This is a genomic window from Rhodococcus sp. NJ-530 (assembly GCF_003860625.1).
In the GTDB taxonomy this organism is placed as follows: Bacteria; Actinomycetota; Actinomycetes; order Mycobacteriales; family Mycobacteriaceae; genus Rhodococcus_F; species Rhodococcus_F qingshengii.
Map to the genome: position 1 here is coordinate 3,811,449 of NZ_CP034152.1, position 14,549 is coordinate 3,825,997.

The window sequence follows — 14,549 nt, forward strand, 5'->3', positions numbered from 1 at the left end:
GCAGCGTGTCGACGGACCGTACGCGTCCCAGATCCGACCAAGGATGAGACACGCAATCTGTGGTGGCCCATCAGCTTTGGCGGCGACCAGAGGGCTGATGGGCCATGCGCGCCCGAACCGGCGGGGAATAGACGCGCACTGGCGATCTTACTTCGAGGCAGTCGATTGCGGCGACTCAACAGCTGTATCAACCGAGCGGCGCCGCACGCATCCGTCGTCGACCACCTCACCGTCAAACCGACTGACCGCAGAGGCCGCGACGGACTCGACCCACACCGCGTCGACTACGTCTGGAAATCATAGCGAGCAGGGCGGAGTAGATTTCGCTTTGTTGTGCGGCGTGAAAGTGCGCGGTTGCTCGATCAGTTTGAAGATGTGTGGTATTCGTCTTCATCTGGAGCAGGTTTGTCAGGCGAGGAATTGTAATCGGCAATCATGCGCTTGATTTCATCCTCGAAATCTGCGGGGGACCCGCTGGCGTTGCATCGACGGCTCTAGCAAGGTCAGCGAGTGCGCTGACGACAATCGGTAAGGCGCGCTGGATCCCGAATCGTGTCAAGAAATCTTTCACCTGTTCGGTCGAGAGCTCTTCGTCGTCTTTTAGATGCCATTCAGTTACCTGATCCACGGTCGCCATCATCTCATCGGTCTCAGTCATCATTCTGATTCTCAATTTGATAACACCTAGATCAGTCAAAGACTGGGCACCGACCTTGTACGCTACGGAATCTTCGTCGTGCTCCTTTTGTAGAAGACTTCGCTTAAGATCATCCGCATCGTAGGCTTCGCGAGCTTTGACTGATCGCTCGAGGAACTGAATCTGATAATGCCCAACTCCGGACAGGTCGATTGGACGAGTGTCGGTCATCGCTTGCACCATGTCTTTTCGCTCCAGACGGTCGTCGATCGCGAAGATCCCGATGACTCAAAGACCTTGTTTGACGTCCATACTGCTCCACGGCTCTCCGTGCTGGTCACCACCGTCCAGCTGCCTGCTCGGTGCGCACGCGACAGAACTGATACAGCGACCTCCTCTACCGTTGAACGTTTCTCGACCGGACGATTGCGGGTTCTGGCAGCAATTTCCAGTGGTGGGTATTCCTCAGAGATCGGAGTCGCTGTGAGACCGAGGTTATATCCGAACGCACTCATGTACTTTGCGAGAGCAGCTACGGTCACATTTCCGTCCCCGGATAAGACCTGAGAAACTCGTCCAGGAGTTACACGAAGAATTTCTGATACTTCTTTCTGGGATACCGGTGAGATTACCTTTGCGCGCATCAGTATTCTTGCCACCAGGCTTGTAAGGTCCACGGCGGCCAACTCGGCGCGGCCCTCTGGCGTCGAACGGTACCGCTCAATCTCTGTCATTGGAACGACGTGATCAGTCATACTCAAGGTCCTCCGTTCGTACCGATCGAGCAAAGTTGATGTCTGAGGGTTTGGTAGTTCTACTATCCTTGGGCCACCCGCTGCAGAGCCGAATTTCACTGTCGAGGTCGGGTATGAACCAGGTCGGTGAATCCAAGCAATCGGCGTCGTCTGGGTACTGATGACGTGATTTGGGTTCGAATGTTCCGTCGCCAGGTGTGTCGTAGAACGAGATTCGTGCCGACCTGGCTTTGAATTCGAACAGACCGTCGCAGAGAGCATTCATGGATGTTTCATGGTCTCCTTCGCCCAGGTCTGCGTAGCATTCCATCGTTCGAATGAGCCTGGCGTACGCATTGACCTGTTCGTCGGCCTCCATCCCCTTGTCGTATCCGTGCTGCCATCCGCCCTCACGCAGATACTGCATGACCGCTTTCGCAGGCGAATCGCCGTTGCGGCGAACGGCGTACGAAATCGTGTACCAAGAGCCGCTCGCAACGACCTCTCGCCCTGCGTCAACTCCTCCTACTTTAGTCAAGGCTAAACCATTCTTGTGGTCGGAGGGTGTCGAGATGGTCACAATCCGTTCCCGAGACCCATCTGGAAATGACGGCAAAGCACTTGGGTCGGGTCGGTCGAACCAGAGCGCTGAGTGGGTATCATCGCATGCCGCAACCGGCCAGCATCACCCGAACCGAACTTACCGGTCTCAAACACACAGATGGTCAGTTGCATCAATCGACGCGCCTGTGGACCATCGAGGGATGAAATGGCCCGACCACCCAAGCAGGTCAAGGCGATGACCGCTGAAGCGAATGAAGAGTGGGCGTACCGAGTTAACGATGACGCTCTTTCCGAACGGGTCCGGATCCTAACGATCCACCAGCAAGTGCGAAGTTTCAGAGCCGATGTCCAGTTTCTCGACGGGACCAAGGCCGGGACAATCGAGAACATCCCTGAAAAACGACTACGGGTCCGATGGGAAGGCGTCGAACAGTATGACCTGCTGATGTCCGACTGGGCGCGACTGCGGGCCGAGGCCATCACCGATCCCGAATCCAGCGCAGTTGGAGAGGTGTTTCGATGGCTCATTCCCTCTGATGCCGCGACCCTCAACTGGAAACCAGTGCGCGACGCCGTGGAGCTACACAACTCGCAAGCTCTCCACGAAGCCGCCGACATTCCTGTCGACGCTCTAGCAGAATTTGCTGCGTTTGAACTCGGTGGCCTAACCCTTATGTCTCCGCAGGCTGCGCTGCTGATTGCCGAATCCGCCTGCCGAAAAAGTCCAGACCCCGTACTCGATGCTGTGCTTGAGGAGGAGCGAGAGATCCGTAGTCGCATATCCAAAAGAAGCAGCGACGCCCAGTTCGAATACAAGATCTACATCGAGGAAGTACGTCCTACCCATGAAATCCTGAGGACTTGGTGCGGGTACCGAGCTGCCACAGCGCAACAACGTCTTCAGGCCGCAGAATTGGAGGTCCGCAGACTCCAGGAGATCACGACAAGACTGCTGGATGCGTTGCGCGAACAACCAGAGAAGGCGTTATTCGTCAGCATTATTGAGCAAAAGATCGAAGACGAGCGGATCACTCCAGAAAATGTGAGACCGTCGATCGGGCGACCACTCAAAATCTCAGAGCTGCCAGTTAGGGAGGTCGAGCGGCGACGACGCTGGTGAGCTGCTCAAACTGTCGCCGTGACCGACCTCTTCGTTGACGCCACCTCGGCGCCCTTGCGATACGGTCGAGCAATGGCTGCCCACTACATGTCGGTCAAGGATGTCGCTGCGCGGTGGGATTGCCACGTTGGAGTGGTATATCGACAAGTGGCGTTAGGGCGGCTCGAAGCACTGCACATTGGCGGAACAATTCGGATCTCGATTGCCGCAGTGGAACGGTTTGAAGGCTCAAACACCACGGGCATCTAGTGGCTTCGGGCAGACAGGGAGCGTTCACCACGAACGCCCCCTTGTCTACGGCCGACACGCCGACGTGCCGACACGCCGTTTGTGACGAAACGGAAACCGGGCCCCGTCCGTCCGCAGAGCGTCCGCAGGACTGCCACCGGGCACTATCAATTGCCAACGCCACCATCACTTATTTGTGCTGGTAGATGCGATCAGCTCGCAACTGCTATCAATTGCAAACATGCAGGATGTAATCCGAGCTCTACTACGACGTGTGATCAGCATCCTGACGTAAGTCAGACCTGCGAGTACCGAGTCCACCCGTCCCGCTTCTGCGGGCGGGTGGACTTGTTTCGGTCCGATCGAATGTGTCCGCCGCACATGTGCCCGTAAGTGCCGAGCATTGCCTTCGCACTCGGGAGCCGCATCCCGAGCCTGAACTGTCTTGATATCAGCTCCCGACGCGATGAGCAGCGAGGCGAGAAAGTGCCGCAAGTCGTGAAGCTGAACTCGTCCGGTAGGTCCACCTCCCCGTCACCGTCACCGTCCGCAGGGTCCGCTCGATCAACCCCGACGCCGCGTCCATTCCTGACCCGTTCGTCACCATCTGCTCATGCGGCCACTGCAGTTCCGACGAGGAGAGCATGAGCGTGAGTGTCTGCGGCACCGAAATCGACGCATCACTCCCCTGGTCTTTAACGGTTTGTCCGGCCACTGCTGTTTCCGGTGCACAGCCCCACGGGTGAAATCGACGTCAGCAACACGACGCCCCGACGTCTCTGCCATGCGAAGGCCCGCGAACGCGCCGAGCAGTATCGCCAATCTATAGTGCAAGCCAGAGGCAGATGGATAACCCCGATAACGCGCATACCCCCAGTGACGACAAAGCCATCAGTATCGCCAGGGCGGCCGTACCTCTGCCCGGTGGCAGTTTCGATGCGGATACCGAAACAATCTGCCGTCAAGTTCCCAATGGTGAAAGCGACGTCGCGCAAGAGCTTTCAGCCTTCCGAGCTCGGCTGCATGGTTAGCGCGCCCACAGCTCACACCAGGATGTGACCATCCGTCGTCGAAACCGCTACTTGCAGCCACTGACCTTGAGCAACTCTGCCGGAAGGTCATTGTGCATCACGACCTCGTTTCCGTCCCATACAAAGGTCACGGTGGCCAAAACTGACGGATTCGCATTCGAGTCCATCCCTCGCGGCCACTTGTACTGCACCGTCACGCTGTCGCTGGAGGAATCAATCACCGAAGTGAAGCCGAACGAACACGCCGTAGCTGTCCCCTGATACTCCCCACGGTGGAAGAACATCACGTGCTGCGGCGAACTACCGGTCCCGCCATTGGTTTCGGCAATCGCATAGCTCAGCTCGGCACACGGATCAAAGTTTGTCTCCCCAAGAACGTCCACTCGATGCCAGGAATCTGGGTTGCGGCCGGCACCTGGTCGAGGCCGGCCGATATCGCCGCGACTTTCGGGGTCGTTCCACACTTGACCGTCGCGACCGCTGCCGGATCGACAGCGTTTGCCCCACACAGCCACGGCCATCCGGTCATCTGTCCGAGATTTTGCGGTTCCGCGGAGAAACTCTGCTCGTCCCCGAACAGGGAACCGTCACCGAACTGACCACCGTTCGCAGCGTCATAGCTGTACGAAGTCACTTTCATCGCCGGTTGCGTGGAACTTCCGCCGTACGGCGCAGTGAAATTCCAGACCTCGATCGGCCTGGACGGGTCGCCTGTACAACGAACCGCGGTCTCGGCCCCTTCACCTCGATGCAGTTTCCACTCGACGGGATTGCCTTCGTACAACGAGGCGGGCGGTGACATGACGGCCAAATTCGCGTCCTCCCACGACAACACCTTGTATGAGGCAGAGCCGCCGAGCTCCTTCGTGGCGACGACAACCTCCGCACCCGGCACACCGTCAACGTCCCATGCTCCGGCAAACCCTGCCGCATCCTGGACCTTCGGATCGGTCAGCAACTTGGAGTCCGTACCGGCTACCGCAGCTTCGATGCCGGTAGCTGTCAGCACCACGATCTGACCACCTCCACGGCCGATCGAATCATCTTTGCCGTCGCCGTCGACATCCACGACAGTCAAAGACACACAGCCCTGTTTACCCGAACAGACATCAGGCGCGGACGGAGTCGTCGTGGTCGGTGACGAAGCCGCTGCGTTGTCCCCCGCTTGTGCAGCGCCTTCGACTGGATCGGCCCCACACCCAGCCAACAACAATGTGGCTGACGCGCAGATAGAAATCGCTAGTTTGGTTCTCACTATGTCCCCTGATTCGATACACAAACCACGATCGGATTGATGCAACTGTCGATGAGTATTGCAGTTGCACTTCGACATGCCACAGATTCCTGGATTAATAGGGTTCGAATTCACCTCCGGATAGGATCCAGTTTCGCTGACTCGACGGAGGCATTGTGTTGGACGTTGGCACGTCAAGATTTCGGCACTACACCATAAGGTCCGTGATCGGAATCGGAGCGTTTATCCTGGTTGGTGGCCTATCGGTTGCACCGAGGAGGAAGAAGTTCAGTACACCGACCCCTCGACTACGAATACCCCGGAGCCTGGGATCTGAGCCACCGGTTTAACGGATGAGCTCTAAACATGGCTCGGAGAGATCTCTGTGAAGACCAAATGCACCACTGATCTGGAAATCGCAAACCAAATTGCGGCCCCACCAGCCAGCTCTGCGACCATTACTGTCGCAGTAACCGGAAGTCGATGTCCGAGGAGCTACTTGACGATGGCAAATGCTCAGACGATCCAGATCTTTCTACCTAAAGGTGATCCTTCGGGAATACGGGTGGCGAGTCTGACAACACGAACAGTGCGCGTATTCGAAGTGCCACGCTCACTGCTGAGGGACTTTCTGGAGATGTCGGAGTCCAACCAAGTAGGTGTCTACTATCTGTTCGGTTCCGAACCCGCAGACGTCCCCCAGTGCTATATCGGTCAGTCAGGCAGCGTCGGTGAACGGCTGAAGCAGCACACTGGACAGAAAGAGTTCTGGACCAAAGCCCTGGTGGCGGTCTCTTTGACGAACGAGTGGACATCGACCCATGTGGCGTATCTGGAAGTGGCTGTCGATCAACCGCGCGAAACAGTATGGGCGCTTTGAACTCCAGAACGGCAACGCCGCATCGAACCCATTTACGCCGGCCCCGCTCGAAGCCGATTGCCGCGAATTCCTCGACACTATCGCGGTCCTACTTGCTACCCTAGGCGCTCCGATCCTGGAACCAGTCCTCAAGACATCGAATGCTGGCGACGGCAGAAACACGATCGGCGAGCCTGCATCCGAAGTGCTGTATTTCAAGGAGGGCGGTTGCAGAGCCACGGGGCATCAGACACCCGAAGGCCTGCTCGTCGCCGCAGGATCAAGAGGCCGTCCAGAGGTACGCGATTCTGCCTACCCGTCGATTAGCCGCCGCCGTGACGCACTCCAAGCGGAGGGCGTAGTCACGATCGACACTGAAGGACTGATCTTCGTCAAGGACTATCTCTTCAACAGTCCTTCCATGGCGGGAACTGTCCTCATCGGTGGCAACATCAACGGGCGAAACAGCTGGAAAGACTCTCTCGGCAATTCGATCAATGACCTTGAACGAGCAGCTCTCGACTCGGTTCCCAAGACATCAGTAGCGCAGCAAAACGAAGTTGAGTTCGAGAAGTAGATCTGCAGCCACCTCGCTGTTCACGGTTGGTCATACTCGCCGACGGACGATGGATATCGCCGCATCTGAGCGGAATTACATCGGGTATACATTCGACCGATACCGACTTGGGTGCAGGAGAAGCAACAGATGCCCGATCCGTTCGCAATCGAAGTGGACTCCTTCTACAACACGATCGTCCTGCGCTCACCGGATGACTGCGAACCACTTGCGCCGGGTTGGTTTCCCACCGAACCCCAATTCGTCACTGGCGGACCAGGCCGACTCGTCATCCACACCGGTGGACGCGGGCTCGTACGCGTGACAGTCACCTCCACCGAAACACCTGCCCCTCCGCTCACGGATTCGCTACTCACAGTGTGGGAAGACATTGCGGAGGGTTCGTTCACCATCGAGAGCGACGCACTCTGCTTCGACGGATTCTCAGGTGAGGTATCGCATCCAATTCCCCATCCGAGGCCAGGCCCGTGCCGAGTGCGAGTGTTTGCTCGGGGACGGACTGAGTACTGGGACGCCTACCGGACCCCGGAGACCCAACCGCAGATACGACTCCACATCCAACTCTGGCCGCAACAACTCGGTGACCCGCACCTCATCCAGTACCGAGACCGGATTACCGGAAATCGTAGCCGAACCGACGACACCCCCGAGGAAAAGCAGCCCACCACGTAGCCGGGAACATCTCTCTCCACTGCGCAGTTCTGCTCCGGGCACGGCTACCGGATCCAGTAGTTTTCTGTGCCGAGGCCGGTAGCGAAGTGCGAGTAGTCGACCTACCTGCCAGGGCTGCGGATACAGCGTTTCGCGGACCTGTACCCGGCAACGGAAAGACCGACGCGAAAGATGCTTTCATCATCGTCGATGCCGCCCGCACACTCTCCGATACGCTGTTGCCGATCGGAAAGGCCTGCGACCTTGTCGAGGGTCTACGCATGCTGTCCGAATTCGACGCCGATCTGGCGGTCGACGAAAACCGGTTGACGCCTGCGGTCGATGCTGTTGTCGGTGAATCCATGGGCGTACGGACCGGTGTGACTATGCTCGTCGAGATCACCGACATCGGTCGTTCCGCGACGCAGGGGGGCTCGCGGTTTACGCCGGGGTCGCACCTCGCACACATCGCTCTGGAACGTCCGTCAAAGGTGAGCATCGACAACACAGCGGCAACGCCAGACTCAAACGCGCCAAGTATCTTTCAGCGTTCGCTGCTCTCAAGGATCCGGTCTCCCGTGCCAACTACGACCGAAAACGAGCTGAGGGCAGGCGTGGCTGGTGCGCGTCTCGAGGTCAGAGTTCGCGCGCCGGATATCGTATCGGAGAGAACCCCAATGTGGCTGCAGCGATAGCGAACACAACAACGACGCCGAGCAGGGTTAGGCGTTCACCGATCGCGCCGACCAGCAGACCTGCTATCACTGCGCCGAGCGCAGCCATGGTGCGGTTGACGGAGCGTCGGGCGGCATTCACACGCCCGAGAAGCTCATCGGGGGTGAGTGTTTGCCAATAGCCCATCTCGTTCGCGTTCTCCGCGCCCGCTGCCAACCCTTGCAGGCCCAGTGCTGCGAAGAGCAGTACATGGCCGACACCTGTGTCCGTCGCGAAGGCCACGAGAAGCCAGGTGACGGGGTATACCGTGCGGGCGAGGATGACTGCTCGTCCTGATCCGATGCGCGTGCCGAGCGCGTGAGCACTGGACGCTCCGAGGAGGCTTGCGACACCGAACGTCGTCAGCAGCAAACCGTATGTGTAGGCGCTGAACCCGAGCGAGCGGAGAGCGAACAGCGACAGCACAGTCAACGCAGCTCCGTTGGCAAGGAACCACACGTGTGTCGATATCGCGAGCGGGTTGAGAGTGCGGTGGCGATACGTGAATCTCAGACCCTCACGCACTTCGTTCATCAGGTTTCGGGAGCGAGTAACGGATCGAGGCTCGTCGACGTCGAGCCCGAAATTGAGTGCGGCATCAGCGAAATAGCTGATTGCGTCGACGGCAATCACCACTGGAGCGCCGAGCAGGCCAATGAGTCCGCCTCCGACCGTTGGCCCCAATGTCGTTGCCGCTGCGTCGGCTTGGTCGAGTCGAGCGTTTGCTTTCACCAGTTGACTGCGTGGAACCAGCCGGGGCAACAAGGACTGCATCGCAGCGAAGCCGAACACCGAGAAGGAGCCGAACAACAGCAACACGATGACCAGAACCCAGACGTGCAGAAGCCCGGCGAGCCACAGAAGCGGGACGGCACCGAGCACAACTGCCCGACCGACGCTGGCCCACACGAGAATTGGCTTGCGCCGCCACCGATCGACGTAGACCCCCGCGACCAACCCGAGCACCGCATACGGGATCAACTGAGCCGCGTTCACCACACCCACTTCGAACGGCGTCGCGTCCAAAAGCTGCACTACCAAAATGGGCATCGCCACAGCTGTCACCGACGAGCCGGCCGAACTGATCACCGCGGCCGTGAGAAAGCGTCGAAATGATGAACGGTGACCTGCCGGCGAATCGTCACTCATCGCTGACATCCACGACGCCACACAGCCGACTGCACCAGCCTGTCCCGCTCATGCACGGCACTGTAACCGAGCACGCCCGATATCGGTGCTGAGGACGAGGCGGCTGTTGGCATTGCCAAATTGATAGAAGCACTCAACCGTGACCAAGGACCAGAGCGGACACAGCCCCTCACCTCGTCCGCGTAGGTGGGGTTACCCGTCTCGACTTGCACTCCGCGATGCTCACCGAGTGGACATTGCACAGCGAACACGATTGGCTGTCACTCATTGTTGCGTTTCTTCGACCCAGTCGGGATGTTCGCGGCTGTCGTCGAGCACCCAGGTACGGGATTCGTCGCCGATGCGGTCGGGGTCAGTGAGCCAGCATGTTGCGTCGGGCGCCCACCCGGCGATGACGCTCGCCGTCTCGTCGTCGACTCCGATCGCGGTTCCCGCCGCGGCCAGGTATCCCATAACGGTGAGATGCACGCCCGTGTAGCTCTCAGCGACGAGCTGCCAGTTGGGGATGACCCAGCGCCCTGATCGTCCGGTGGTCCGGTACCAGTCGTGTCGTTTATCCGCGGTGACCTCGAGGGGGAACCGTCTGCAGAGTTCCGCCCACGCCTGCGCGCCGTCGATCTCGTATATGCGAGCGCCGGCGGGTGCGTCGACTTGTCGCACGGCGACGCGTTTCCAACCCATGCTGTCTTCGACGAACCACAATTCTGCCGGGGTCCCGTCGAACAGTGCCCGTGTCGAACACCGAACAGACGGATTCGACCACCAGTAACCGGACCAGTTCGCCTTCGGATCGGTCGGACGATCAGCGGCTCGCGCTTCCGCTGCGAGAGTGTGCTCATGCCAGTCGCTCAGGAGTTCTGCAGCCGTCGACTCAAAGGTATCGGGGCTGTCGTCGTCCCGGCTCACTATCACCCATTGGTCGGTCTCGGCGAGCGCGGTCGTCCACCACTGCGAGTGTTGGGATCGTGCGATGTGCTCGGCGACTCGTCGAAGCTCATGCCGTACCGGCTCGGTTGTGACGAGGATGTCTTCACCGTCGGGGTCCTGCCAGTAGCGTGCTGTGTCCGTCGCTGCGGCGAGGGCAGAACGGAGTGCAACCTCGGTCACCTCGGGAAGCGGTACTTCGGACAGGCGGTGCGCTACATCGTCGGCAGTGACGACGGTCTGCCGCGCTTCGTCTGCGCCGGGGCCGAACAATACGCTCGAGTCTCGGTCGGGGTCGAGGTGATAGGAGGCCAGAAAAACCGCGGAACCAAACGAGTCGTCATGTGGCTCGGGTCGCCGGATCCGTTCGGCATCCATCACGTAGTCAAGCAGCATCCGCCGTCCGCGTGGCCCCGACAACAACGTATCCGCTGTACTCGTTGTGCTCACTGCCTCAGGCTCCTCGTTTTCCGTCATGACTGTGTGTACCAGTGTGACGACCTATCGGTGTTGTGCGCTTGGGCCACACACCCCGGCGGCCCCAGCGGATCGGGCATCACTCGTCGAACACGAAGGTGGCGCTGCCATCTTCTGGTAGTTCGTAAACGATCACCTCGTTGCCGATACCCGTGACAGCAGACACGAAAGTGGTCGTCTCCCTGTCGATCCCGACGAGCCAACTGATCCCGACACCCTGCTGACGGGGTACTCGACGGAAGACCGATTCACCCCCTTCTATAGCCGCTCCCGGGTGCAACGATCGGGCTGTGTCCAACACCGCTTGCCGCACGGCACCGAGGTCGATCAGGTCATCGTCAGGTCCGATGTGTGACGGCTGCAAATACGTCAGAGCGAACGGCAGACGGATCATCACCTTGGGCTCGGGCGCGGACCCCTGCACCGGAACAAAGTAGAAGCCCCACCCCCGTGGGGAGGGTGGGGCTTCCTTCGGTCCGGCGCTCACGCACAGCGGGAGGGTGGTGGACGTGCCGGACCGACGACACGGCAGGGAGTCAAGCTGCCACGCCCAAGCGCTGACCTGAAGGAATGCGCCTGAGATCGTGGTTACGAGAACCATCAAACCAGACAAACTGGACACATGTTCAGTAATTGAGAGATTCGACCCCCGCACGTCAGAAAAATCTCACTGCACCCGATAGGTTTCGCTGCGTCCAGGATCAACCAACCGCCGCATGATCTCGTACGCGCGGTCCGGATCCGTGTACGGCGGAATCATCATCAGAACGAGTTGACGACCATAGATGTCGTCGAGATACATCAAATCGTGGGGCTGGCCAGGGTACGGACCCCGCACTTCCAGTCCGTCGACCTCGTCGATACGACGCTGCGCGCTGCTGATCGTGTTCCAGTCGAACGCAACCCGCGCGATCGGCCCCAACCTCAGCGAAAGTGCGGATATCAGATCGTGAAGCTCCGCCGTGACGTTCGTGGTCCACGGGAACCACGCGCCGTCAACCGATGCCTTGACGGCACCTTGCCCACGAAGCAGGAATCGCGGAGTCCGCGTCGGCGACGGGAAAGGTTGCCCGACATGGCGCTGCGGCGCTTCCATTGCATAGTCGAGAGTGCTGATGTGCGCCATGACGAGGCTCCTTGACGGAGGATTCGTGGAACCGTCAGGCAGAGGTGCCCGGTCGTGGGTTCCATACCTTCAGACTACTCCGCTACGCAATCCCGACTACGCATCGACGGAAATGATCACGCCGGTGTCGCCGTACGGGAACGGACCATTACCGATGTGACCGAGGGTGTTGAAGAATTTCGAAATAGGCACCATCACACCGTATTTCGCTTTGACTTTGCTGCGGATCTCGTCGAATTCAGCTCCACCGCTCACCAACTGAGCGGTCCCGGTGACCGGCGACGCACCGTCGGCAACCTTTCCGCGGTTGTTGCACGGCACTACGGTGACGCGTGGGTTGTTTCGCAGCCGCTTGGCCTTACCCGATTTCGAGGAAGTCCAGAAGCCGATACGTCCGTCAGGCAGAGGCACGACCCACGTCGGCGTGGCTACGCCGTCACCGCTCTTACGGAATGTGGTGACCGAGATCGTCTTCTCTTCGCCCAGGGACATGAAACGAGCGTATGCCTCCACAACCTCCACGACCATGCACGCGAATGAATTTTCTCTACCCCAGGAGTTTCAAAACGGACAATTATCCGGACGAAGGTGAACAACAGGTGCCGAGTGGTGGAAATGTCGCGGAACGACCACGTCTGAGGTCGATTTGAGGCCCGGAGGTGTTGGAACATGACTTCTCGTGAATGCGGAACTCATCGTTCTCCTCGTCGTCGTCGTAACCGCTCTGGGGTTCGACTTCACCAACGGTTTTCATGACACTGGCAACGCTATGGCCACGTCGATTGCAACCGGCGCCCTCAAGCCCAAGGTGGCAGTCGCTCTGTCTGCTTCCTTGAACCTGGTCGGAGCTTTCCTCTCGGTAGAGGTTGCTGCCACCGTGGCCAAGGGCGTGGTGAACCTCGGAAATGTGGGTGGCCAAGCGCTGCTCACCATCGTCTTCGCCGGCCTTGTCGGCGGCATCATCTGGAACCTGGCAACGTGGTTGCTCGGCATCCCCTCGAGTTCCTCACACGCACTGTTCGGCGGCCTGATCGGCGCCGCCATCGCGTCCCTCGGCATGAGCGGTGTCGCCTGGAGCGGCGTCCTCAGCAAGGTTGTCATCCCCGCAGTTCTCGCTCCCGTCGTGGCCGGCTTGGTTGCCGCGGCCGGCACCTGGCTCATCTACCGCATCACCTCCAACGTCGGAGAAGAAACCAAGGACAAAGGTTTCCGACTCGGCCAGATCGGTTCGGCTTCACTCGTTTCCCTCGCACACGGCACCAACGACGCTCAGAAGACCATGGGCGTCATCTTCCTCGCCCTGGTCGCCCACGGAACCATTTCCGCCGACGCGGACATGCCGTTCTGGGTCAAGCTCACCTGTGCGCTCGCGATCGCTGCCGGAACCTACCTCGGCGGTTGGCGAGTCATCCGCACTCTCGGCAAGGGACTTGTCGAGATTGCCGCACCACAAGGCATGGCAGCCGAAGCATCCTCTGCTGCAATCATTCTCACCTCCAGCCACCTCGGCCTTCCGCTCTCCACCACCCATGTGGCGACGGGTTCCATCATGGGAACCGGTCTGGGACGCAAGGGCGCCGAAGTTCGTTGGGGCGTAGCCGGACGTATGGCGGTCGCCTGGTTGATCACTCTTCCGTCCGCTGCAATCGTCGGCGCTCTGTGCTGGGGACTGGCCAACATCGTCGGCGGCCTGCCCGGTGTCCTGGTCGTCTTCGCCGTGCTCATCGCGTTGGCCGGCTGGATGTACCTGCGCTCCCGCAAGGAGCCCATCGATCCGAGCAACGTCAACGCCGAGTGGGACGGCGGCCTGGTACCCGCAGAGGTCCCCGGTCCGGACGCCCGCGTCACCACCGACGTCAAAGCCTGAAAGAGGGAATCGACATGGATATCTTGAAAAACACCGTCGACTCGCTCTGGCAGGTCGTACTGGTCGGCCTCCTGCTGGGCGCCGGACTACCGGCGATCTTCGCAATCGGCCTGAAGTCGCTCGACGCCGGACAACGTGGCAGTGGCGGCGGGAGCACTGCCGTCGCGGCTCGCAGTCCGTTGGCCGTGGCAGGCGCAGTGGTGTGCTTCGCGGTCGTGCTCATCGCGATCGTCACCGGAATCCTCTTCATCATGCAGGGCTTCCTCAGCCACACATTCGGCATCGAGATCTTCTGATCCCGTGCGCCCTCACGAGCGGAAAGACATCACCGTGACTGGACCGACTCCATCCCTTCCTCAATCCATTCTTGACTGGCTTCGCGCCGGCTACCCCGAAGGCATACCGCCCAAGGACCGCATTCCGCTTGTCGCATTGCTACGACGCAAACTCTCGGACGCGCAAATTCGAGACATTGCCATCGGCGCTGCACTCGCAGAACTGAGCGACGTCAACAGCGACCAGGTGATCTCGAGCGACGAGATCAGCGCTCAGATCGCCGATCTGACGAGCCAGACTCCCTCGGACGACGACATCGCGCGCGTTGCCTCCGTCCTTGCTGCCGCCGGGTGGCCCCTCGCTGATCTCGACAACCACTGA

The 14,549-nt window shown here is 59.7% G+C and carries 17 protein-coding genes; 8 read left to right on the forward strand and 9 right to left on the reverse strand.

The genetic code is table 11. The annotated features are described in order from the left end of the window. Positions 1 to 433: 433 nt before the first annotated feature. Together EHW12_RS17745 and EHW12_RS17750 are read right to left on the reverse strand one after the other, a co-directional pair. Entirely contained in the window at positions 434 to 868 is a 435-nt protein-coding gene (locus EHW12_RS17745; RefSeq protein ID WP_125051360.1) for a hypothetical protein, read from the reverse strand. 516 nt (positions 869 to 1,384) lie between these two features. Next, on the reverse strand, positions 1,385 to 1,951 hold the full coding sequence (locus EHW12_RS17750; RefSeq protein WP_125051362.1) for a hypothetical protein: 567 nt from the start codon (positions 1,949 to 1,951) through the stop codon (positions 1,385 to 1,387). Positions 1,952 to 2,170: 219 nt separating this feature from the next. Between EHW12_RS17750 and EHW12_RS17755 the strand changes: the two genes are divergently transcribed. Beyond that, positions 2,171 to 3,055: a hypothetical protein gene (locus tag EHW12_RS17755; RefSeq protein WP_125051364.1), complete on the forward strand. Its 885-nt coding sequence runs from the start codon at positions 2,171 to 2,173 to the stop codon at positions 3,053 to 3,055. 679 nt (positions 3,056 to 3,734) lie between these two features. Here the strand turns inward: EHW12_RS17755 and EHW12_RS17760 are convergent. Then, positions 3,735 to 3,998, reverse strand: a complete 264-nt coding sequence (locus tag EHW12_RS17760; protein ID WP_125051366.1) for a hypothetical protein — start codon at positions 3,996 to 3,998, stop codon at positions 3,735 to 3,737. Between the two features lie 448 nt (positions 3,999 to 4,446). On the opposite strand from EHW12_RS17760, the gene EHW12_RS35905 reads away from it, so the two are divergent. Beyond that, complete coding sequence (locus tag EHW12_RS35905; RefSeq protein ID WP_277426203.1) at positions 4,447 to 4,575, forward strand: hypothetical protein; 129 nt, start codon at positions 4,447 to 4,449, stop codon at positions 4,573 to 4,575. 76 nt (positions 4,576 to 4,651) lie between these two features. On the opposite strand, the gene EHW12_RS34650 is transcribed toward EHW12_RS35905, so the two are convergent. Then, on the reverse strand, positions 4,652 to 5,398 hold the full coding sequence (locus EHW12_RS34650) for a hypothetical protein (RefSeq protein ID WP_164490588.1): 747 nt from the start codon (positions 5,396 to 5,398) through the stop codon (positions 4,652 to 4,654). A gap of 655 nt (positions 5,399 to 6,053) precedes the next feature. Here EHW12_RS34650 and EHW12_RS35330 point away from each other — a divergent pair. The 3 genes from EHW12_RS35330 to EHW12_RS17775 all read left to right on the forward strand — a co-directional run bounded on the left by EHW12_RS35330 (position 6,054) and on the right by EHW12_RS17775 (position 7,656). After that, positions 6,054 to 6,428 carry a GIY-YIG nuclease family protein gene (locus EHW12_RS35330; protein WP_241198995.1) on the forward strand — a complete coding sequence of 125 codons (375 nt, stop codon included), beginning with the start codon at positions 6,054 to 6,056 and terminating at the stop codon, positions 6,426 to 6,428. Continuing rightward, positions 6,370 to 6,984 (forward strand): DUF4357 domain-containing protein, encoded by a 615-nt coding sequence (locus EHW12_RS17770; protein WP_241198996.1) that lies wholly within the window; start codon positions 6,370 to 6,372, stop codon positions 6,982 to 6,984. Before EHW12_RS35330 ends, EHW12_RS17770 begins: the two co-directional genes overlap by 59 nt. Before the next feature lie 129 nt (positions 6,985 to 7,113). After that, a complete protein-coding gene (locus EHW12_RS17775) occupies positions 7,114 to 7,656 on the forward strand; it encodes a hypothetical protein (protein ID WP_125051370.1) in 543 nt (180 codons plus the stop codon). A 615-nt stretch (positions 7,657 to 8,271) separates the two neighbouring features. Here the strand turns inward: EHW12_RS17775 and EHW12_RS17790 are convergent. The 5 genes from EHW12_RS17790 to EHW12_RS17810 all read right to left on the reverse strand — a co-directional run bounded on the left by EHW12_RS17790 (position 8,272) and on the right by EHW12_RS17810 (position 12,517). Next, positions 8,272 to 9,498 (reverse strand): MFS transporter, encoded by a 1,227-nt coding sequence (locus EHW12_RS17790; RefSeq protein WP_125051372.1) that lies wholly within the window; start codon positions 9,496 to 9,498, stop codon positions 8,272 to 8,274. Positions 9,499 to 9,762: 264 nt separating this feature from the next. Next, a complete protein-coding gene (locus tag EHW12_RS17795) occupies positions 9,763 to 10,872 on the reverse strand; it encodes a hypothetical protein (protein WP_320443254.1) in 1,110 nt (369 codons plus the stop codon). Between the two features lie 106 nt (positions 10,873 to 10,978). Next, positions 10,979 to 11,386: a hypothetical protein gene (locus tag EHW12_RS17800; RefSeq protein WP_125051374.1), complete on the reverse strand. Its 408-nt coding sequence runs from the start codon at positions 11,384 to 11,386 to the stop codon at positions 10,979 to 10,981. A 180-nt stretch (positions 11,387 to 11,566) separates the two neighbouring features. Next, positions 11,567 to 12,025, reverse strand: coding sequence for a DUF5994 family protein (locus EHW12_RS17805; RefSeq protein ID WP_003941615.1), 459 nt, complete (start codon positions 12,023 to 12,025; stop codon positions 11,567 to 11,569). 96 nt (positions 12,026 to 12,121) lie between these two features. Next, positions 12,122 to 12,517 carry a PPOX class F420-dependent oxidoreductase gene (locus EHW12_RS17810; protein ID WP_042445944.1) on the reverse strand — a complete coding sequence of 132 codons (396 nt, stop codon included), beginning with the start codon at positions 12,515 to 12,517 and terminating at the stop codon, positions 12,122 to 12,124. Between the two features lie 187 nt (positions 12,518 to 12,704). On the opposite strand from EHW12_RS17810, the gene EHW12_RS17815 reads away from it, so the two are divergent. From EHW12_RS17815 to EHW12_RS17825, 3 genes are read left to right on the forward strand one after another with little or no spacing between them, the layout of a single operon-like run. After that, positions 12,705 to 13,892: an inorganic phosphate transporter gene (locus EHW12_RS17815; RefSeq protein WP_003941590.1), complete on the forward strand. Its 1,188-nt coding sequence runs from the start codon at positions 12,705 to 12,707 to the stop codon at positions 13,890 to 13,892. A 14-nt stretch (positions 13,893 to 13,906) separates the two neighbouring features. Next, a complete protein-coding gene (locus tag EHW12_RS17820) occupies positions 13,907 to 14,188 on the forward strand; it encodes a hypothetical protein (RefSeq protein ID WP_003941641.1) in 282 nt (93 codons plus the stop codon). A 34-nt stretch (positions 14,189 to 14,222) separates the two neighbouring features. Next, positions 14,223 to 14,549 carry a DUF3349 domain-containing protein gene (locus tag EHW12_RS17825; protein ID WP_225320063.1) on the forward strand — a complete coding sequence of 109 codons (327 nt, stop codon included), beginning with the start codon at positions 14,223 to 14,225 and terminating at the stop codon, positions 14,547 to 14,549.

Excerpts from the sequence above, each read along its gene's own strand:
- EHW12_RS17745 (WP_125051360.1), bottom strand. The coding sequence starts at position 868 with ATGACCGACACTCGTCCAATCGACCTGTCCGGAGTTGGGCATTATCAG.
- EHW12_RS17755 (WP_125051364.1), top strand. The coding sequence starts at position 2,171 with ATGACCGCTGAAGCGAATGAAGAGTGGGCGTACCGAGTTAACGATGAC.
- EHW12_RS35330 (WP_241198995.1), top strand. The coding sequence starts at position 6,054 with ATGGCAAATGCTCAGACGATCCAGATCTTTCTACCTAAAGGTGATCCT.
- EHW12_RS17770 (WP_241198996.1), top strand. The coding sequence starts at position 6,370 with ATGTGGCGTATCTGGAAGTGGCTGTCGATCAACCGCGCGAAACAGTAT.
- EHW12_RS17775 (WP_125051370.1), top strand. The coding sequence starts at position 7,114 with ATGCCCGATCCGTTCGCAATCGAAGTGGACTCCTTCTACAACACGATC.
- EHW12_RS17790 (WP_125051372.1), bottom strand. The coding sequence starts at position 9,498 with ATGAGTGACGATTCGCCGGCAGGTCACCGTTCATCATTTCGACGCTTT.
- EHW12_RS17805 (WP_003941615.1), bottom strand. The coding sequence starts at position 12,025 with ATGGCGCACATCAGCACTCTCGACTATGCAATGGAAGCGCCGCAGCGC.
- EHW12_RS17810 (WP_042445944.1), bottom strand. The coding sequence starts at position 12,517 with ATGTCCCTGGGCGAAGAGAAGACGATCTCGGTCACCACATTCCGTAAG.
- EHW12_RS17820 (WP_003941641.1), top strand. The coding sequence starts at position 13,907 with ATGGATATCTTGAAAAACACCGTCGACTCGCTCTGGCAGGTCGTACTG.